Annotated in this window: 14 protein-coding genes; 6 read left to right on the top strand and 8 right to left on the bottom strand. The window is 43.7% G+C overall.

What is annotated here, in order from left to right:
* Window positions 1-10: 10 nt before the first annotated feature.
* The 4 genes from gldG to QWZ17_RS22685 form a co-directional block, all read right to left on the bottom strand.
* Window positions 11-2416, bottom strand: coding sequence for a gliding motility-associated ABC transporter substrate-binding protein GldG (gene gldG, locus QWZ17_RS22700; RefSeq protein ID WP_290307613.1), 2406 nt, complete (start codon window positions 2414-2416; stop codon window positions 11-13).
* Between the two features lie 319 nt (window positions 2417-2735).
* On the bottom strand, window positions 2736-3380 hold the full coding sequence (locus QWZ17_RS22695; RefSeq protein ID WP_290307612.1) for a hypothetical protein: 645 nt from the start codon (window positions 3378-3380) through the stop codon (window positions 2736-2738).
* Window positions 3381-3428: 48 nt separating this feature from the next.
* Window positions 3429-4133 (bottom strand): ATP-binding cassette domain-containing protein, encoded by a 705-nt coding sequence (locus QWZ17_RS22690; protein ID WP_290307611.1) that lies wholly within the window; start codon window positions 4131-4133, stop codon window positions 3429-3431.
* A 293-nt stretch (window positions 4134-4426) separates the two neighbouring features.
* On the bottom strand, window positions 4427-5095 hold the full coding sequence (locus tag QWZ17_RS22685; protein ID WP_290307610.1) for a ferredoxin reductase domain-containing protein: 669 nt from the start codon (window positions 5093-5095) through the stop codon (window positions 4427-4429).
* A gap of 1540 nt (window positions 5096-6635) precedes the next feature.
* Here QWZ17_RS22685 and QWZ17_RS22680 point away from each other — a divergent pair.
* The 3 genes from QWZ17_RS22680 to QWZ17_RS22670 all read left to right on the top strand — a co-directional run bounded on the left by QWZ17_RS22680 (window position 6636) and on the right by QWZ17_RS22670 (window position 11810).
* Window positions 6636-8117 carry a glycine--tRNA ligase gene (locus QWZ17_RS22680; protein ID WP_290307609.1) on the top strand — a complete coding sequence of 494 codons (1482 nt, stop codon included), beginning with the start codon at window positions 6636-6638 and terminating at the stop codon, window positions 8115-8117.
* Window positions 8118-8331: 214 nt separating this feature from the next.
* A complete protein-coding gene (locus QWZ17_RS22675) occupies window positions 8332-10821 on the top strand; it encodes a bifunctional YncE family protein/alkaline phosphatase family protein (protein ID WP_290307608.1) in 2490 nt (829 codons plus the stop codon).
* Window positions 10822-10943: 122 nt separating this feature from the next.
* Entirely contained in the window at window positions 10944-11810 is an 867-nt protein-coding gene (locus QWZ17_RS22670) for an aldose 1-epimerase family protein (protein WP_290307607.1), read from the top strand.
* Between the two features lie 190 nt (window positions 11811-12000).
* Here QWZ17_RS22670 and QWZ17_RS22665 read toward each other — a convergent pair whose 3' ends face one another.
* From QWZ17_RS22665 to cysC, 4 genes are all read right to left on the bottom strand, one after another.
* Complete coding sequence (locus QWZ17_RS22665; protein WP_290307606.1) at window positions 12001-12768, bottom strand: PLDc N-terminal domain-containing protein; 768 nt, start codon at window positions 12766-12768, stop codon at window positions 12001-12003.
* Window positions 12769-13170: 402 nt separating this feature from the next.
* Window positions 13171-15951, bottom strand: coding sequence for a DNA gyrase/topoisomerase IV subunit A (locus QWZ17_RS22660; protein ID WP_290307605.1), 2781 nt, complete (start codon window positions 15949-15951; stop codon window positions 13171-13173).
* 266 nt (window positions 15952-16217) lie between these two features.
* Window positions 16218-17045: a sulfotransferase gene (locus QWZ17_RS22655; RefSeq protein WP_290307604.1), complete on the bottom strand. Its 828-nt coding sequence runs from the start codon at window positions 17043-17045 to the stop codon at window positions 16218-16220.
* Between the two features lie 37 nt (window positions 17046-17082).
* Entirely contained in the window at window positions 17083-17634 is a 552-nt protein-coding gene (cysC, locus tag QWZ17_RS22650; RefSeq protein WP_290307603.1) for an adenylyl-sulfate kinase, read from the bottom strand.
* A 644-nt stretch (window positions 17635-18278) separates the two neighbouring features.
* On the opposite strand from cysC, the gene nagB reads away from it, so the two are divergent.
* From nagB to QWZ17_RS22635, 3 genes are all read left to right on the top strand, one after another.
* Window positions 18279-20201, top strand: a complete 1923-nt coding sequence (nagB, locus tag QWZ17_RS22645; RefSeq protein ID WP_290307602.1) for a glucosamine-6-phosphate deaminase — start codon at window positions 18279-18281, stop codon at window positions 20199-20201.
* Window positions 20202-20341: 140 nt separating this feature from the next.
* A complete protein-coding gene (locus QWZ17_RS22640; RefSeq protein ID WP_290307601.1) occupies window positions 20342-20512 on the top strand; it encodes a hypothetical protein in 171 nt (56 codons plus the stop codon).
* An 8-nt stretch (window positions 20513-20520) separates the two neighbouring features.
* On the top strand, window positions 20521-21150 hold the full coding sequence (locus tag QWZ17_RS22635) for a hypothetical protein (RefSeq protein WP_290307600.1): 630 nt from the start codon (window positions 20521-20523) through the stop codon (window positions 21148-21150).
* Window positions 21151-21154: the final 4 nt, after the last annotated feature.

Here is a 21154-nt window from a genome sequence, read left to right as displayed (position 1 = left end):
AATATAAAATTTAATGGGCATACTTTCTTCTGCGGAAATAATGTTGAAAAATAGCACATATTAACACCAGGGCCAGCGGACCAACCGTATTTACCAGCTGCCAGTACAGTTTTTCATTACGGATACGGGCACGGTTCAACAGGCGAATCTTGATCTCCTTAGTGCGCAGGGCAATAAGGCCTGAGTCGTCGGTCATGTAATCGGCTATATTAAGCAACAGGTTTTTGTTGCCGTATGATTGCTGGGTGTAATGATCATATCCCAACGGGTAAGGCGAGCCATCTCTGCCTACCTGATTCTTTAAAATATCACCATCACTTATCACTACCATTTTGGTAGGCACGCTTTCGGGCATAATGGTAACGGGCTCCTTGAGGCTATCGGGCAAGGGGCGGTTACGCCAGTTAGAAACAAACTTACCTTCTAACAACACAGCCACCGTTTTTGGCGTACCCTTAAAATCGTTGGGGTTGGGCTCCTGCTCCAGCGCCTGTAACGATAACATATGCGGCGCGGTCACTTTATGATTATAGGGCGATGAACTTAGCAAAATGGTTTTCTTTACGTTTTCCGTTTCGAGCAAATCGATGGTGCTGACGAACTGGCTGCTAATGGCATCCAGGTTTTTTACTATCGGGTGTTTGGCCAGCGGCATTAATACCGGGTAAAACAACCATGGCAGCATTTGTATTTGCGCCTGCCCGCCAACATCACCGGTACTTACGGGGATTTGGGCAGCACTAAGGTCGGCAATCAAATCGTAGTTGATGCGTACACCATATCTGAACAGCTGGTCATCTAAATTTAACTGTTTGGGGAAAGCCAACTGCTCGCCGCCATGCCCGCGCAGGCTGTCAAGCTCGGCGCTTACCTGGTCTATCGTCCACAGTACCCGGCCGCCACGCATAATGTATTGATCAAGCTTGAACTTTTCCAGTTCGGTAAATTTGGTATCGGGCTTAGGGATCACCAACAATTTGATATTCATTAAAGCCTTGAACGGGATAGCCGATAGGTTTAACCTTCCAACCTCAAACCCATCTGATAATGATTTCATGGCATCATTAAGCTGCACATCGTTCAACTCATGATGCCCTTCGGTAAATCCAATTTGCGGTTTGCCGCCTTTAACAGCTTTTTTTATGGCCGATGAAAAAGCATATTCTAAATTCTGGATAGAGTTGTTGATCTGCTCATCATCTGATAAACCTATGCGGGTTTGAATAAGGTTTACCACAATCTCCCTGTCGCCCGCCTTTACTACCGCTTCGGGGAATATGAGTTTTTGCGATACGCCATCATCGGTTTTAAAGCTGAGGTTTTGACCTACTACACCTTTGGCTTCAAAATCCTCATAAGTTTGTTTTTGTTTATCTTGTGGCAGGTTTTTGATAGACGATAGCAAGTCGATAAATTCAAACTGGATATTGCCATGACTGTAAGCTTTCAAATCACTCAGCATATCTTTGGTAGCGCTTTGCAAATGCCTTAAACCACTGGGCAAACCACTGCCTTGCAGGTAAACGGTAACCTTAACCGGCTTTTGCAGGCTATCCATAATATGCCTGCTAATGGGCGATATGGTGAAGCGTTTTTCGGTAGTAAAATCAAACCGGGTAAAAACCCATTGCGAAATTAACCCAAGGAAAATTAAAGGTGATAGTAAGCTGAATATGACCGTACCACGCAGCTTTTTTTGCCTTTGTTTGATGAGAATAAATAAAGTAAGCCAAATGAAAAAAGCTGCTACCAATAAAAAGTAGGCCAGATCGCGGGTATCCAACACACCACGGCTTACCGATTGATAATGCTCCGTAATACCCAGGCTTTGCAGGTTAAACTCCTGTAGGGATAAAAGCTGGCTCAGGGAATCAAACCCGCTGTAGAAAAAGAAGCATAGGAAAACGGCTACTGTAAAGGCGATGATCTGATTTTTGGTGATGGATGAGGCGAACATGCCTATCGCCACGAAAGCGCCACCCAATAAAAACAAACCGATGTAGGAGCCAATAACCGCCCCGCTATCTATATTACCCTGTGGTGTACCCAATGTACTTACCGAAAAATAGTAAACCAGCGTTGGTAACAACGCGAAAAGCACAATAAGCAGGCAGGCAAGGTATTTCCCTATCACTATTTCCCAATCCCTTAAAGGGCGGGTAAACAACAGTTCGAAAGTGCCTTCTTTACGCTCCTCGGCCAGCGAACGCATGGTGATGGCCGGGATAAGGAACATGAAAAGGTAAGGGGCTGTGCTAAACAGGCTATCCAAACCGGCGTAGCCATAATCAAGGATACTTGAATCCGGGAAAACCCACAGGAATAATCCCAATACCAGTAAAAATACCCCGATGGTAACATAAGCCACCAACGAGCTGAGGTATGATGTTATTTCTTTTTTTAAGATGCTAAGCACTGCGATATATTTATGCTGAAACGCCGAAATTACAACAATAATATACTAAAGCAAAGAGTCATTTTGCTGCGCTGTCATTTGCTTCGCAGTCATTGGGTCATTGGTCATTGGTCATTGGTCATTGGTCATTGGTCATTGGTCATTGGTCATTGGTCATTGGTCATTAATGCAAGTTGATTCTGCTGATGTTGATTTAAAATTCTCAAATAAAAACTAATGACGCAAAGCAAATGACTAATGACAGCGAAGCGAAATGACCAATGACGCGAAGCAAATGACTAATGACAGCAAAGCGAAATGACTAATGACGCGAAGCAAATTATAAGCCGAAACTAAAGGCCACCTTAAGCGCTACCTGGTTGTACGCGCCAGTTGTGGAGGTAATACTGGCGGTAGAACCGCTGCCATCGTCATAAGTTGTGGTTGTTTCACGGGTGGGTTCAATGCGGGCTTCGTAGGCCAGGCTTAAATCAAGGCCCATTTTTTCCGAGTAGCCAAAACGCCAACCGTAACCTATTGCAGGGGTTACCAATAACGCCGTTTTTTTGCCGGTGTATTGCGATGGATCTGAATTGACACAGAATGAAGCGCCCGCGGCCGCCTCAAAAAACAGTTTGTTTACATACACCCTGGCACCGATTTGCGCCGGAACAAACGATACAATAGACCCATAGCTATAACTTACACCATCCGAGTAGCCAGTGCTGTAGCCATTTTTCGATATAAAACCAGTATAACCCGTTTTTAAAATGATACTTAAGGGTAAATCGCCGCCCGTGGGGATTTCTAAATTTAAATTAATTCCTGTTGCAGCAGGGTAATCGCTGGCGTTGTGGCCAATGGTAGCGCCAACGCCAAAGCCGCCGCTAAGTCTCATACCAGAACCGCCTTCACCAGGCACCTGGGCATAACTTGTTAATGCAGCACATACTAAAACGACTAATGCGAGTAAGGTTTTTTTCATATTGTTTAAGGTTTTAGGCTTCGAAAATAAGGTAATTAATTGATCATATCAATTAGTAAGGCTTATAAATATTTGCTCAAGGGTGCTGTTATTGTTCTTGTTACGTAAGCCCGACAAGGCATCATCGGCTACTATTTTTCCTTTATTAATGATGATAACCTTATCGCAAACGGCTTCAACCTCCTGCATAATATGGGTAGATAGGATAACGGTTTTAGTTTTCCCCAAATCTGTTATTAACTGGCGGATGCCTATCAGTTGGTTAGGATCGAGGCCCGATGTTGGTTCATCCAGTATCAGCACATCGGGGTTATGAATAATGGCCTGGGCTAACCCCACACGCTGGCGGTAGCCTTTGGATAACTGGCCTATCTTTTTATGCTGCTCGGGGCCGAGGCCGGTTTGCTCAATCACCTCGGCAATGCGGGCTTCAGGGTCGGCTATTTTATGAATATCAGCTATAAACGCCAGCGACTCCTTTACATACATATCCAGGTAAAGTGGATTACTCTCGGGCAGATAACCGATGCGCTTGCGCACCTCAAGCGACTGGCTCACCACATCAAAACCGCACACCGATGCCGTGCCCGATGTTTGCGGAATAAAACCCGTAAGTATTTTCATGGTGGTTGATTTACCCGCGCCATTAGGCCCTAAAAAGCCCAATACCCCCGGCTCGGCCGTAAAACTGATACCATCAACCGCCTTTTGCTCGCCGTAAACTTTTGTTAATGCTTCTACCCGGATACTCATGGCGGTAAATGTAAAGAGTATTTCGGAATTGGGAATTTCGATTTCGGATTTATTTTTTTGATTTTGGAATTTAACGAGGTGTCCGTCCGCTTAGGGGTGACCAGTGTTTTTGGACAAGTGGACAGACAATTTCGGAATTGGGGATTTCGAATTTATTTTTTAGTTCATGGTTCATAGATGATGGTTCATGGCAACTGCGAATTTAGGTCACGGTGATAGAGCATAGTTCATGGCAGCTGCACAAGAGGTTTAAAATACTATGAACCATGAACTATGATCCATGAACTTCTCTCCTACTTCTCAAACACTACCGAATCAGCATCAGCACCTAATCCACTTAAAATCCCATTAATTTCCTCCACCATAGCATCGGGGCCGCAAACGTAAAAGTGTTTGGTAAAATCGCTTACTTCGGCTTTTAAAAAGGCCTCGTCAATGCGGCGGGTATCGTGGATGCTATCTTTTTGACCGCTTATTAAAAATACGGCGTCGGGACCAAGCATGCTTTTCAATTCATCGGCCAAAATGATATCCTTATCGGTTTTATTGCTGAAGAATAATTTGTTGCCAGCCAACTTGCGTTGATTATTTAAATCGCGCAAAATGGCTATAAACGGCGTAATACCTGCGCCACCGGCAATAAAGTAACCGGGACCTTTGTATTCAATAGCTCCCCAGGCATCACGCAGTATCAGCTCATCGCCAGGCACCAATTTGCTTAACTGGTTGGTAACACCTTCGGGGCTATCGGGGTATATTTTAATAGTGAACTCCAGGTATGGGTCATGGGCCAAACTGGTGAAGGTAAAAGGGTTCTTTTTATCTTTCCAATCTGGGTGGTTAACAGATAGTTCGGTGGCCTGCCCCGGTGTAAAGGTAAATCCTGCCGGCTTTTGCAGCCTGAATTGTTTAACGTTGTGGGTTACGTATTGGGCGGATATGATGTTTACAATGGTTTCCATGATACGGTGTATTTAAACTATTAATACAATGCTTTTTGAGGCATTTGGTTTTAGGGCATATAAATACTTACATGTGGTTAACATATAGGTTAGTTATTATGCTGATGATAAACCTGTAGCTGATGTGGGTGTCCGTCCGGAGGTAATGGTCACCTGCGGACGGACGGAAACTTTTTGGGAGCAAAGATTATTGGATAAAAGAGCAAGGATTTTTCTATTGGTTAGGATTTGATTTCGTCCGCTTTTACTTACTTTCATCCAAAAACCATGGATACCTGCAAGCGGACGGACACCTTTGGGGAGCAAAGATTATTGGATAAAAGAGCAAGGATTTTTCTATTGGTTAGGATTTGATTTCGTCCGCTTTTACTTACTTTCGTCCAAAAACCATGGATACCTGCAAGCGGACGGACACCTTTGGGGAGCAAAGATTATTGGATAAAAGAGCAAGGACTATTTTATCATGTTGATTAAAGATTGGGAACACTGCGGTTGTTCATCTAATTAATCATTTTTAAAAACCCTTACAAGCTGTTTAAAAACGTATAAAAGCCGTCATTGCGAGTTATAAAATCCGCAGACTCTAAAGGTGGACATGATGCAAGAACGACCCTCTCCATCCTGTCATTCTGAGGAACGAAGAATCTTCTTCACTATAAAAGTCTGCAATTAGCAGGGCGAAGAAGATCCTTCGTTCCTCAGGATGACAAACTTTTCCGTCATTTCCACTTTCAGAATCCCTGGATTTAAATACTCGCAATGAGGTTGAAAATATAGCAGTTGTATTTAGTCGTTTTCAAACAGCTTCTTAGGTATCATAATTAATCTATTTGATTTTTTTCTTTGCGATGAAAATTTAAAAATCTGCCACGATTTTTAAAAATACCCATCCAATAGCCTATTTATATTAAGGGCCTTGACTGTGTACGGATGTATACTGCCTGTAGAATATGTTGGTTTGTGGTGTCCGTCCGCAGGGGGAGTAAGACAGTTTTAAAACAGATGTGGACAGCAGTAATTAACGCTCTTGTCTGTCTGTCCGTCCGGAGGTATCCAATTAACCGGACACCATGCGGACAGCAGGCATTGTATGAAACTTAAAACACCTATTTCAAATATACAGAAAATTCTTTAAAATAAAGAATAAAATATCAGAAAGCCATTGGTAAAGAGATGAATCATAGTGTCCGAAAGATAACCAAAAACATGGGCTCTCCAGACGGACGGACACTTTTGGGATAACTGAAGCTATGCGTTAGGGATTGCAGCGAATAGCATTAATATTTCGGAGTTGGGAATTTCGATTTCGGAATTATTTTTGATTTAGTAATTATCGCTGACGGAAAAACTCCCATCTTGATTCTTGACTCCATTTTGGATTTCCGGAATATTTAAACTTGCGAAGTTTTGAAAACTTCGCAAGTTTTATGCCCGATGGCGTCCTGTTAATTCCTAAATTCTGTAAATTCTGATTCAGACAAAATCCGAAATCGAAATTCCCAAATCCGAAATAAACAAAAAAACTATCTTTGCCCCTATTATGAGCAAATCAACCGACGAACTTTTTAAAAATGTAATATCGCATGCCAAAGAGTATGGCTTTGTTTTTCCTTCGAGCGAAATTTATGACGGCTTAAGCGCCGTTTACGATTACGGCCAAAATGGTGCCGAGCTGAAGAACAACATTAAAACCTACTGGTGGAAAGCTATGGTGCAAATGCATGAAAACATTGTTGGTATTGACAGCGCCATATTTATGCACCCTAAGATTTGGAAAGCGAGCGGTCACGTTGATGGCTTTAGCGACCCGATGATTGACAACAAGGACTCTAAGAAAAGATACCGTGCCGATCAGCTTTTGGAGGATAAGATTGAACGTTACAGTAAAGACGGCAAAACCGATAAGGCCGAAGCCTTACAAAACGATATGGACGAGGCCCTTAAAAATGAGGACCTGCCACGTTTAAAGGAGCTGATTATTGAGCATGAAATTGCCTGCCCGGTAAGTGGTACCCGCAACTGGACCGATGTACGCCAGTTTAACCTGATGTTTAGCACCCAGATGGGCGCTGTGGCCGATGATGCCGATACCATTTATCTTCGCCCGGAAACGGCGCAGGGTATATTTGTGAACTATTTAAACGTGCAAAAATCGGGCAGGATGAAAATCCCTTTCGGTATTGCGCAAATAGGTAAGGCTTTCCGTAACGAGGTTATTGCCCGCCAGTTCATCATCCGCATGCGCGAGTTTGAGCAAATGGAGATGCAATTCTTTTTACGGCCCGGTACCGAAATGGAATGGTACGAATACTGGAAAGCGGCCCGCCTTAAATGGCACCTCGCTTTAGGTACCGATGCCGCTAAATACCGCTATCATGATCATACCAAGCTGGCCCACTATGCTAATGCAGCGGTTGATATTGAGTTTGAGTTCCCTTTTGGCTTTAAAGAAGTAGAAGGTATTCATAGCCGTACCGATTTTGATTTGGGCCAGCACCAGCAATACTCGGGCAAAAAAATGCAGTACTTTGATCCGGAGGTTGATCCTGAAACAGGCAAACCTTACGGCAACTATATTCCTTATGTTATGGAAACTTCTATTGGTTTGGATAGGATGTTCCTGTTAACCATGATTAACGCTTTTGAGGAAGAAGACCTGAGCACCGACGAGAAACAGGATAGCCGCACCGTGCTGCACCTGCACCCTTGCCTGGCCCCGGTTAAAGCGGCAATTTTCCCGCTTACCAAAAAAGACGGTTTGCCAGAGAAAGCCCGTGAAATTATGGACCGCCTGAAGCTTGACTTTAACATACAGTACGAGGAAAAAGACGCCATTGGTAAACGTTACCGCCGCCAGGATGCCATAGGTACGCCGTTCTGTATCACGGTAGATCACCAAACCCTGGAAGACGATACCGTAACCATCCGCCACCGCGACAGCATGGCCCAGGAACGCGTTGCCAGCGCCGATTTAGAAAAAATCATTGGCGAGCAGGTAAGCTGGAAGAATTTGCTGAAGTAAGTAAATATATAACCCATGTCATTTCGACGAACAGCGGGATGGCACGAGCAGTGGGGTGAGGAGAAATCTTGTATAAGCGACAAGCGAACACGCAGGTTGTATAAGATTTCTCCTCACCCCTTTCTTTTACCCACAACTGTTCGTCGAAATGACATACGTGTTTGATTATAGCAACATTCTTACATATTAAGTTTGTGTTAAACCGTCCATCTTCATGAAACGATTATGTAATTTTGACTACAATCGTTTTACCATGAAACAAAAGTTTTTAGCTGGCCTTGCTGTGCTGGCCATATCGTCATTAACCGTATGCGCCCAAACACCGGGCAAAATAGCACAAAGCCAGCAGGTATTGTTACCTAATGGCTGGAAGTTGAGTCCGGCGGGTACGTCATTGCCTTTGGGCGATCTGCCTCTTAACATTCAGTTATCTGCATCGGGCAAATTGCTTGCTGTTACCAATAACGGGCAAAGCACGCAATCGGTTCAACTCATCGATCCAAAGAATGAACAACTGTTGGACGAAAAGGTGGTAGCCAAATCATGGTATGGCCTGGCCTTTAGCCATAATGAGCGTAAGTTATACGCATCGGGAGGTAATGATAACTGGATTTATGTTTTCAATATAGCCAACAACAAACTGGGCAAGCCAGATACCATAAGGCTGGCACCCAACAAATGGCCCAAAAACAAGGTATGCCCAACCGGCATCACCGTTAATAAAGCCGATACCCGCCTGTACACCGTTACCAAAGAGGATAGCCTGCTATACATAGTTGACCCTACCGCCGGCAAAACCCTTAAAACGGTAAAACTCCCTGCCGAGGCCTATGCCTGCACCCTATCGCCTGATGAAAAAACGCTTTACATTTCCCTGTGGGGTGGCGATAAGCTGGGCATTTACAACATTACTGCCGATAAGCTCATCACCCTAAATACCGAAAGCCACCCCAACGAATTGCTATTAAACAAAAAAGGCACTATCCTTTACGTGGCTAACGCCAATGATAACTCGGTATCGGTAATAAACACCGCTACACACAAAATATTAGAGAACATTGCCACCGCTTTGTTCCCTACACGCTTAACGGGTTCAACCACCAATGGCCTGGCATTATCTGCCGATGAAAAAACATTGTACATTGCCAATGCCGATAATAACTGCCTTGCCGTATTTGATGTAAGCAAACCGGGCAGCAGCCGCAGCATGGGCTTCATACCCGTTGGCTGGTACCCTACTAACGTTAAAATGTTAGGTAAAAAAATCATTGTATCAAACGGTAAAGGTTTTACATCAATGGCTAACCCTAAAGGCCCGCAGCCGGTGCTTAAAACCGATAACAGCGGTTATAAGCAGGGGGCTACCAACAGCAGAGAGCAATACATAGGAGGCTTGTTTAAGGGTACCTTATCGTTTATCAGCACGCCTACCCCGGTACAGCTTAAGGCCTTTACCAAACAGGTATATGCCAATACGCCGTTCACCAGCGCCAAGGCAAAAACCGCTGCCGGCGAAACGGGCAACCCCATACCAAGGCGTATAGGCGAAAAATCGCCTATTAAATATGTATTTTACATTATTAAAGAAAACCGCACTTACGACCAGGTTTTAGGCGATATGCCACAAGGTAACGGCGATACCTCGCTGTGCATCTTCGGCAAAAAGGTAACACCCAACCACCACGCCATAGCCAGCGAATTTGTGCTGTTAGACAATTTTTATGTAGACGCGGAAGTAAGCGCGGACGGACACAACTGGAGCATGGCCGCCTATGGTACCGACTTTGTGGAAAAAACCTGGCCAACCAGCTACGGAGGTCGTGGTGGCAATTACGATTTTGAGGGAACCCGCAAGGCAGCCTACCCACGCGATGGCTTTATATGGGATTACTGCAAGCGCGCAGGCCTGAGTTATCGCACCTACGGCGAATTTGTAACAGATGGCAACCCGGGCAAAGCCAGTCTCAAATCATTAGAAGGGCATTTTTGTCAGCAATCACCGGGTTTTGATCTATCCGTAAAAGATGTTAAACGTACCCAGATATGGGCGCATGATTTTGATTCGTTATTAGCTATTAACGCGGTTCCCCGCTTTAATACCATCCGCATATCCAACGACCACACCAGCGGGCAACGCAAAGGTGCTATATCGCCCATTGCAGCCGTTGGCGATAACGACCAGGCTATAGGCCAGTTTATAGAACACCTGTCAAAAAGCTCGATCTGGAAAGAGTCGGTAGTGTTTATTTTGGAGGATGACGCCCAAAACGGTCCCGACCATGTTGATGCACACCGCTCGCCTGTGTTTGTTGCCGGGCCGTATGTGAAGCGTAACCAGGTTATCCATGGCATGTACTCCACATCGGGCGTGCTGCGCACCATGGAGCTTATTCTGGGCCTGCCCCCCATGAGCCAGTACGATGCTGCCGCCATGCCTTTGTTTGATTGCTTTACCAATAAGCCCGATTTTAGCCCATACGTTACCAAAGCCCCACAGGTTGATTTAGAGCAACGCAACGTGGCTGTTAACGAAAGTAGCCGCCGGTCTGAAATGTTTAACCTGGCCAAGGAAGATGCCGCGCCCGATATTGATTTGAACGAGGTAGTTTGGAAATCTGTTAAAGGCGAAAAGGCCATTATGCCCGCCCCTAAACGCAGCGCCTTTGTGCTATTGGAGCCTAAAAAGGAAGAGGATGATGATTAAGGTTGTCTGAATCAGAATTTACAGAAATAAAGAATGAGCAGGATTGAAAATTGTATAGTTGAAGTAATTTCTGAAATTCAAACAAATGCCTAACTTCGGGTTCTTACAAAATAGCTGTAACCATGACTACCATTGAAAATGAATACCTGAAAGTAAACATCGATACCAAGGGTGCCCAGTTAAGTTCATTGATTGATAAAGCAACAGGCGTTGAACATATATGGCAGGCCGATGCCAGCGTATGGCCATGGCACGCGCCCAACCTTTTCCCGGTAGTAGGCGGCTTAATTAACAACGAATTGCTGGTTGATGGACAAAAGTATGCCATGAGCCGTCATGGTTTTGCAAGGCAATCGGAGTTTGTTTTGCTGAATGCCGATGAGGTATCTGCCACTTTCTCGTTACCCAATTGCGATAATACCTTGAAGGTTTATCCCTTTAAATTTGATTACCAGGTTTTATATACCCTTATAGATAACTCTTTAAGAATTACCTACAAAGTAATCAACCTCGATAAAAAAACCATTTACTTTTCTGTAGGCGCGCACCCGGCATTTAATGTTCCATTTAACAAGGGCGAACGTTACGAAGATTATTACCTGGAGTTTGAAACCGATGAGCACCTGGAAACAGACCTGCTATCGGCAGATGGCTTCTTTACCGGTGAAAGTCACCCTGTACCAACTCCCAAAAACAGGCTACAGCTAACCCGTCATTTATTTGATGCCGATGCGTTGGTGTTTAAAAACCTATCATCAAGAATGATCACCATCAAAAGCGATAAGCACGATCAGTCGTTATCGGTAGAGTTCCCTCATTTCAATTACCTGGGCATATGGGCCAAACCCGGTGCCGATTTTGTGTGCATTGAACCCTGGTTAGGCTGCGCCGATACCGAAGGCGAACAAAAAGATATTAAACACAAAGAAGCCATCCAAAAATTAGGCGTAGGCCACGTTTTTGAAGCACCGTTTTTTATAAGTTTATAGGCTAAGGGGCGCTGTCCGTAAGGTAGCGGGTATCTGGTGGCGGACGGACGGGTTTGGGAGATTTCAAAACCTGAAGTCATCCTGAACTTGTTTCAGGACCGCACAGTACGGGTCGCCCACATGAAGTACACTTAGCAAGTGGGGTGCCGAAACAAGTTCGGCATGACATTGGGGATAATAAGCCTTCCCCTTACGCCGATTTCTGCGCTGGTAACTTCTTTAACTCATCCTTGGCTTTGCCAAACCATTGCTTGCTTGCCTTGCGCTCCATGGAACTTAATTGCGATTCTTCGTTAAGGATATCGGAAAATATTTGGTAGGCATCCTGATCCCGGCCCTGCCGTACCAAAAACATACCGTACTCGTACCTTGGACCAAAATAGGAATACCGGCCCTTCATCAGCTTAAATTCGGCTTCGGCTAAATCAACGTGATTAGTATTTTCTAAAGCCATAGCATAACCTATATGCGCTTTTGAACGCGGAAACTGGGGGAGTTTATACAACTTTTTGGCAATAGGGATCACTTCCTCGTACCTGCCCTGCTCGGAGTAGGCTACTATCAGTTGTGCCAGTACGTGTTCATTTTCGGCAAAGGCACCGGTGAGGCTGTTTTGGTATATCTCTACGGCTTTATCAGTAAAGCCGGCTTCAAGGTAGGCATCGGCTAATTTTATTTTATTGGCAAAGGTATCAGTAAAGCGTAATTCATCTTCCAGGCGTTTAAGTTTAATGCCGGGGTTAAGTACCGCCCCAACATCAACTTTGGGCATGCGCAGGGTAGAACGGTTAGTCAGTATTTCTGAGTAGATATAAATGCAGCAACCTACAATGGGTAGCACAATCAACATCCAAAGCCACTTTTGCTGGGTACCCCGACGTATGCAATGGATAATACAAAAGGCTTCCAAAATTAAGATAAGATAATAATAGCTACCGCCGCCGAAGAGCATACTCATAGTTCACAAAGCTTTAAAAGGATAAGTTACCCAAAAATAAAAAAATGACGCATTCGTAGGCAATATTTTATCATTTATAGGTATGTTTTATAACTCAGGTAGGCATATAATGCTGTATAAACAAAAAACCACCGGTATTTACCGATGGCTTAATCTTTTTACCAGAATGAGGCTGGTTTGAACGCTGGCGACGACTCACCCCGGCAGCGCTTCGCTGGCCGACCCTCTCTCCGGCTAAAGCCGCATAGAGGGTTAAACCATTTTCTTTTATTTCCCGCCCCTCTATGCGACGCAGTCGGAGAGAGGGGAAGACGGGCGCAACCTCGTCGGGGTGAGTCGTCTACACCATGCGATATACTTTCAAATGCCACCTGATTTTACAATACCGATGCCCTAATCATATTAAAACAACCCTAACTGCCCGTTATCCTTCATATCAATATCGTCGGGGTTGGTGATCTCAAAATCAACCTTTTTGGGTGGCGTTGGCGCGGGTTGCTCTGCTGACGGTTGTGTTGGCGCTACATCTGGTGCTTTTGGCTCTGCGGTCGCTTTTGGCGGCGTGGATATCGGCGGTTCATCGGCTGCAGGTTCATCTGTACTTGCGTCTTCGGTGTCTATAGCCTCATCAATTTCCGGTTCTGTTTCAGTTGGTTCTTCAACCGGCTCTTCGGTAACAATCAATTCAACAGATTTGATAGGCAGTTGCGATAATCGGTTACCCATCGCTTTCATCCCTTTTACATCTATCAGGTCGGCAATGTTTACTTCGATGGTTTCGGGGGTTTGTTCCTTACCCCGTAATTGCACCACGCTAAACTGCTGGTTGCTTTTGGCAATGAACACTAATTTTGATCCCGGTTCATCGCTAATAATACTTACCTGTTTACCAAGGGCGATGTTTTCAAATATGAAACGTTTCACCATGTAGTTTTTCGACTTGCCATCAATGTGAATAGCCGAGAAAACCTTTTGGGCATCGTACTTCTCTATCAAAATCATTTTATCATCAAAATGATTATTGAGGTCGAAATTGCTAAGCTCATAAATACCGTTGCTCATTAGGGTGAGGATACGGTCGTCGCCATCAAATTCGCCAAGGTATTTACCACGGCTATCGGCATTCAATCGTTTCAGGATATCATCGTACCAAATTTTACGCCCGGCTAATGTAGATACACCTTTGCTTTTCAGCAGGATTTTTTTAACAGGGTACTTGGTAATGATATTCCCCATAGAGCCACGGCCCTTAATAGCTATTGATGCAAAATCCTCATCAAACTGAAGCTTTTTCAATTTGGAGTGTGGTTTAAGCTGCACGTTAACAACTTCGGCCTCGCCGTTAGGGTTGGCGGTAAAATATAGTGTTTTTGTGCCTTTGGTGCCCTTGGTAAGGTCATATTCCTTATCGCGGGTTACGCCAACTACCGAGAAGCGTTTGATATACGCTATACCGCTTTCACCATCTTTGTAGATCATGTTGTAAACGGTACGCTCATCATTCTTTTTAAATACGGCTACGTGGATGATATCCTTACCCACAAAAACCTTATCCTGTACCTTAGTGATGATACACTTACCATCCGACCGGAAAATAATGATCTCGTCGATATCCGAGCAATCGCCCACGTATTCTACAGATTCATCTTTCTTTAAGCCAGAACCGATGAAACCATCGGCACGGTTAACATATAGCTTAATGTTTGCCAATGCTACCTGGGCGGCTTCAACCTTATCAAAAGTGCGCAGTTCGGTTTTACGGCCACGGTCCTTACCATACTTTTCCCTTAGTTTTTCAAACCAGGCAATGGTATAATCGGTAAGGTGTTTAAGGTGATGTTTTACCTGTTTAATTTCGTTTTCGAGGGCCTTCATCTGCTCATCCGCCTTTTTAACGTCAAAGCGGGTAATGCTGCTCATTGGTTTATCAATAAGCTTTTTATAATCCTCGGGCATTATGGTGCGGTAAAACTGCGGGAAGAAAGGCTCAAACAAGCGGTTCAGCACTTCTAACACCGTTTCAAAATTACCAGAGCTTTCGTAGTCGGGGTGTTTGTACATCCCCTCTTGTATAAATATTTTAAGCAAGGAACTGAAGAAGATCTTCTCCATCAGTTCTTTCAGCCTGATCTCCAGTTCCTGTTTTAACAGTTCTTTGGTGAAAAATGTGCTTTCGGTAAGCATATCGTTCACGCTCATAAAGCGGGGCTTATCTGATTGGATTACGCAGGTATTGGGCGATATGGAAACCTCGCAATCGGTAAAGGCATATAACGCGTCGATAGTTACATCGGGCGAGATACCGGGTGCCAGGTGAATAATGATCTCTACATTTTGGGCGGTATTATCTTCAATCTTTTTGATTTTGATCTTGCCCTTATCATTGGCAGATATTACGCTATCAATTAAACTACCGGTTGTGGTAGTAAACGGAATTTCGGTAATAGCCAATGTTTTTTTATCGCGTTCTACAATTTTAGCGCGTACACGTACTTTGCCGCCACGCTGTCCTTCGTTGTATAACGAAGCATCGGCCATACCTCCTGTAGGGAAGTCGGGCAATATATTCGGACGGACGCCTTGCAGCACGCCTATCGACGCATCAATGAGTTCAATAAAGTTGTGCGGTAATATTTTGGTAGCCAAACCTACCGCTATGCCTTCGGCACCCTGGGCCAGCAGCAACGGGAACTTTACGGGCAGGGTAATAGGTTCTTTATTACGGCCATCATAGCTGGCCTGCCAAATGGTGGTATCGGGATTAAAAACAACATCGAGCGCGAACTTTGATAAACGTGCCTCAATATAACGCGGAGCGGCTGCCGAGTCGCCGGTTACCGGATCGCCCCAGTTACCCTGGCAATCTATGAGCAGGTTTTTTTGCCCTATTTGTACCATGGCATCACCAATAGATGCATCACCGTGCGGGTGATATTTCATGGTGTTACCAATTACGTTGGCCGCTTTGTTGAAACGCCCATCGTCCATCTCCTTAAGGGAGTGCAGGATACGGCGTTGTACCGGCTTTAAACCATCGTTGATGTGCGGTACGGCACGGTCAAGTATTACGTAAGAGGCATAGTCAAGAAACCAGTTTTCGTATAACCCGTCGAGTGAGGTAACGTTGTGTAATTTATCTTCGTTATTTGCTGGTATCTCGTTTGCGTTCAGATCTTCACTCATTGTATACTCAAAAAAAGTTTTGGATGGGTAAAGATAAAAAATAAGCGGCAGATTACAGATGTGCAGATTTCAAATGTGCAGATATGCAGATGACTTAACAGATGTGCAGATGGATTCTCTGAACCGGGGTTAAACGGATTAATCAGATTTTTTTGATTTTTACTTGCATGGTTAATTACAATAGACCATCAAAATCTTAAAATCTGCTTAATCCTGGTTCAGACAAAAAAATCATTTGCACATCTGAAATCTGCACATTTGCACATCTACATGCGTACGTAATGGTTTAAACGCAGTTGAAGGTATTGCGCTTTTACAAGTAAAGTTTTGGCGCTAACGTATTGTTCAATTTCGTGCGTGGCACTCATGAGGCCTTGTTTATACACCTGGCCAAAATCAAAGTAGTTTAAATTAAATTTCCAGTGATCTTTTAAAAAGTCAATTACTTCCTGGTCTTTTTGCAGTAACAGTTCATAGTTGATAACCAGGTAATCATCTGCCTGGAGTTTTTTAAGCGTTGTTAGGATCTCTTCATTGTAGTTTATCCAAACTTTTAAAAATGTTTCGGCATGTTCGGTATAAAACTTTTCTTTCCTTCCTTTACGCCTTAAATGTTTCCAAACCAGTTTTGAAAAGTAGCCGCGGGCCATGTATTTCCTGTCTACATAGGCAAACTCCCTTTTCAAAAGCGAACCTATTACAGCCTTATAATCGCGCATGATCACCAGGTATTTTGCGCCGGGTAGTAGTTTAGAGTAAGTTTCCAAAAACAAGCAGGTGCGCGGATCTTTCCAGGCCCACTGCTCATACAATTGTTGTTTTATGCTGATGATGCTCTCCAACTTAGCCAGCTGGTAGGGCGAAAGCGCTATTTTTTTAGCATCAACCAGGCCCGAAATATCCAGGCTGTTGTTATTCAATATCTCTTCATGCAGCTTTAAAAACTCCACATCTTCAAAATGCCCGTCAACATTGCCCGCGTTGCCTTCGGCCAGGCGTTCGCCTATTTCCAGACCACAGCGACTAAGCCAATTGGTGATTAAAGATGTGCCTGAGCGGTGCATGCCGGCGATGATTAATGTTTGAGGTTGCATAATGTTTAATTTAATGTTGTTTTTAAAACGTTATTGATTAACAGGCAACAGGACGCTGTTTTGATAAAAAGCGTTGGTATTCAATAAATGCCAGTAACCTGCCGGTGCATTCGGCAACATCATAGGCATAGGTATTAATATAAAGGTGTGGTTGGTTAGGTGCTTCAAAGGGATCACTTACGCCGGTTAGGTTAGTAAGCTTTTGCGGATCATTGGCCGGTAGCTGGGCACGGTAATAAAGCCCTTTGGTATCCCGTGCTTTTAAAATACTTAAAGGGCAATCAACATGTACTACCTTAACATCATCGTAGGTGTTAAGTAAATCCTGGCGCATAGCTTCGTAGGGCATTATGGCGCTAATGATGGTAATAATGCCGTGGTTGCTAAATTTACCCGCAACAAAACCCAGTCGGCGCACGTTTTCAAACCTATCGGCCTTTGAATACCTCAGGTCAGGAAAAAGCTCCTGCCGGTATTCGTCGGCGTCAATTATTTCTGTTAGCTGGCCAGCACGCTCAAGCCTGTTCTTCACTTTTTTTGCAAGTGTTGTTTTGCCGGCGCCGGATAATCCGCAAAGTAGGATAATCATAAAATTGATTTTAATGGGTAAACGAAAAAGCAGGTTGATGTTAAACCTTTAATTACTATCAACTAAGGCAAGTTTTTAATTTAAATGCAGTTAATACCACAAGTGTCGATAGAGCGGAATTTTGTATCGACGAACCCTTAAAAATGGCGGGCGCTGTTGCCAAATAATGAAAAAAGCAATGGAAGAAGATTATTTTTTAATTAATTCTACTAAATACATAGATTTAATAGAATTAATTATATATTTGCAGCAGATAGTTTATAAATGGGTGCATTTAACAACTACAAAGCAGGTACCGGCTGGCGGTGAGCGGATGGTTCGATTCTGTCCCCTGCATCTCTTCTCTTCTCATATTTATGTTTTATAATTGGTTAGATCAGAGTTCCTGCCCATCAGGAGCTCTTTTTTTCAATTAAAAATACTTATTAAAATAATTTAAAAAGTTCTTTTAATTGAAAATTAGTTTTATTATGTTTGTAATGTAATGCACAACTTGTTATTAAATAAAATTCATTTTAGCCTTATGTCGGTGAGGTTAAAACAGTTTTGTTAATTGGTTTGATAAAACCCTCGTTTCGGCGGGGGTTTTTTGTATACGATCTTTTTTTATTTCAACATATCTATAACACAGGTTCTTAAAAATTATGGCCCGATTAAATTTATTGGAAGAAACCCGGTACGAGAAGCTGCCGGTAAGCGTTTATGGCAACCAGCAGGAAGCATCACTGGCAGTAGCTGGCAGGATTGCCACCCTGATTCGTGATAAGCAAAGCAAAGGCGAACAAGCCGTGCTTGGCCTGGCAACAGGCGTTACGCCAATTAAGGTTTATGCCGAACTGGTAAGATTACACAAAGAAGAAGGGCTGTCTTTTAAAAACGTAACCACCTTTAACCTGGATGAATACTTCCCTATGAAGCCGGATGCTGCCCAAAGCTACGTTACCTTCATGTACGAGAACCTGTTTAGCCATATTGATATTGATAAAGCCAACGTACACATCCCCGATGGTACTTTAGATAAAGATGAAGTAGCTGCCTTCTGCTTAGAATACGAACGCCAGATTGAAGAATTAGGTGGTTTGGATTTTCAACTGTTAGGCATCGGCCGTACCGGTCACATCGGTTTTAACGAACCGGGATCGGCTCCAAACTCGGGCACCCGACTGGTTACCTTAGATGACCTTACCCGCAGTGATGCCGCCCGCGATTTTGGTGGCAAAGCCAATGTGCCTACCAAAGCCATCACCATGGGTATTGGTACCATTTTTAAAGCACGTGAAATTATCCTGATGGCCTGGAGCGCCAAAAAAGCCCCCATCGTTAAAAAAGCGGTGGAAGGTGAAATATCCGGTGAAGTACCTGCTACTTATTTGCAATTATCAGATAATGTAGAATTTGTATTGGACGAAGACGCGGCATCTGAACTTACCCGTTTTGATACCCCATGGCTGGTAAAAGATTGCTCATGGGATGATAATATCCTGAAAAAGAAAGCGGTGATCTGGTTAGCTGATACCATTGGTAAACCGGTATTGAAATTAACCGAAGAAGATTATAACAACCATGGTATGGCCCAGCTTGCGGTTGAGCAAGGTCCGGTTTATAACATCAACATTGATATATTTAACCAGATACAGCATACCATCACCGGCTGGCCGGGTGGCAAGCCCGACGCGGACGATTCTCAACGCCCGGAACGCGCTTTACCTGCCAAAAAACGTTCGATCATTTTCTCTCCGCACCCGGATGATGATGTGATCTCGATGGGTGGAACATTTATCCGACTGGTTGACCAGGGGCATGATGTACACGTAGCTTACCAAACATCGGGCAATACCGCCGTTTGGGATGATGATGTATTGCGTTACATGGAGTTTGCTATTGATTTTACCAACAGCATTGGTGAAGACAGCGGGCATTTGGCTAAACTATACGAAGAGATGCGCGCGTTTTTCCCGCAGAAACAGCCTAACCAGATTGATACCCGCGAGATCCGTAATGTGAAAGGGTTTATCCGTAAAACAGAAGCCATCTCGGGAGCGCGTTATGCTGGTCTGCCGGATAGCAATATCCACTTTATGGCATTGCCTTTTTACGAAACGGGCAAAACCAAAAAGAACACCGTTGGCGAGGAAGATATCCAGTTAACTATCGATCTGTTGCAAAAAATAAAACCGCAGCAGATCTTCGCTGCCGGCGATTTTGCCGACCCTAACGGAACACACCTGGTTTGTTTCAACATTATCCTGGCTGCCCTTGCCCGTTTAAAGGAAACCGAAGAATGGGTTAAAGATTGCTGGTTATGGATGTACCGTGGTGCATGGCATGAGTTCCCTACACACGAAATTGAAATGGCGGTACCACTATCGCCTCAGGAGGTGATCCGTAAGCGTAACGCCATCTTCAAACACCAGTCGCAAAAAGATCGTCCGGTTTTCCCGGGGGATGACGCCAGGGAGTTTTGGGTGAGGGCCGAAGACAGAACGAGCGAAACCGCTAAAAAATACGATCAGTTAGGTTTGGCAGAGTACGAGGCTATTGAGGCGTTTGTACGGTATAGGTTTTAAGTTTATTGGTTCATGGATCATTTTAATGGTTCATAGCAGTACGAATGATAAACGGCGATGGGGTAAAATCCATCGCCGTTTTTAAAACAGTTTTATCATTTGAATTAATCTGATTATATTTGATTATAATCGTAATGAATATGAGTGATAAAGACATAGAAATGTTAATTGAGCTTGCCAAAATAAAATTGGAAGAAGCAAAACACATGTCAAAAAAAGAAGCTATTCTTTCCCTTAATAAGGCAGGTATCCTGACCAAAAAGGGCAAATTCATGAAAGTATATAGCAATCTTGAGGAGGCAGAAGCCTAACTCAATTTATGTATGATGTAAGGCCAAATATTCTTATTGGATTTCACGGTTGTGACGTAAGTGTAGCAAACAAACTTATTAATCAACCCGACGACATCAAAATCAGTACCGAAGACTACGATTGGCTCGGCCATGGTTTGTATTTCTGGGAAAATAATGCGGTAAGGGCCATGGAATGGGCACAGCAGAAAAAATCAAGAGGAAAGATCGCAAATCCAACAGTTATCGGTGCGGTTATTCAACTTGGGCAATGTTGCGATTTTCTGGATTCTAAATTTATCAGGATGATTCAATATTACTATTCTATAATGGAAGAGGAGTATAAAAACGCAGGTATGAAACTTCCAGAAAACATCGATCACGTTAAAGATCTAAATAAGGATAAATTACTTCGAATTTTAGATTGCAAAACTATTGAGTTTATGCATAGTAAAATTGGGACTCAAATAGAAGAAGATTTAGCAAAAAAAGGTTACAGCGGATTTAAGAAATTTGATTCCACAAGAGGTGTATTTACAGAAGGAGGAGCAGCTTTTCCAGGGGCAGGCATCATGGAGAAGAGTCATATACAAATATGTGTCCGAAATTTTAATTGCATAAAAGGCTTCTTTAATCCCAGAAAGGAAATCAACTTTTAAATAC

The organism is Mucilaginibacter flavus (assembly GCF_030409315.1).
In the GTDB taxonomy this organism is placed as follows: Bacteria; Bacteroidota; Bacteroidia; order Sphingobacteriales; family Sphingobacteriaceae; genus Mucilaginibacter; species Mucilaginibacter flavus.
This window is presented reverse-complemented; position numbering and strand designations above follow the sequence as displayed.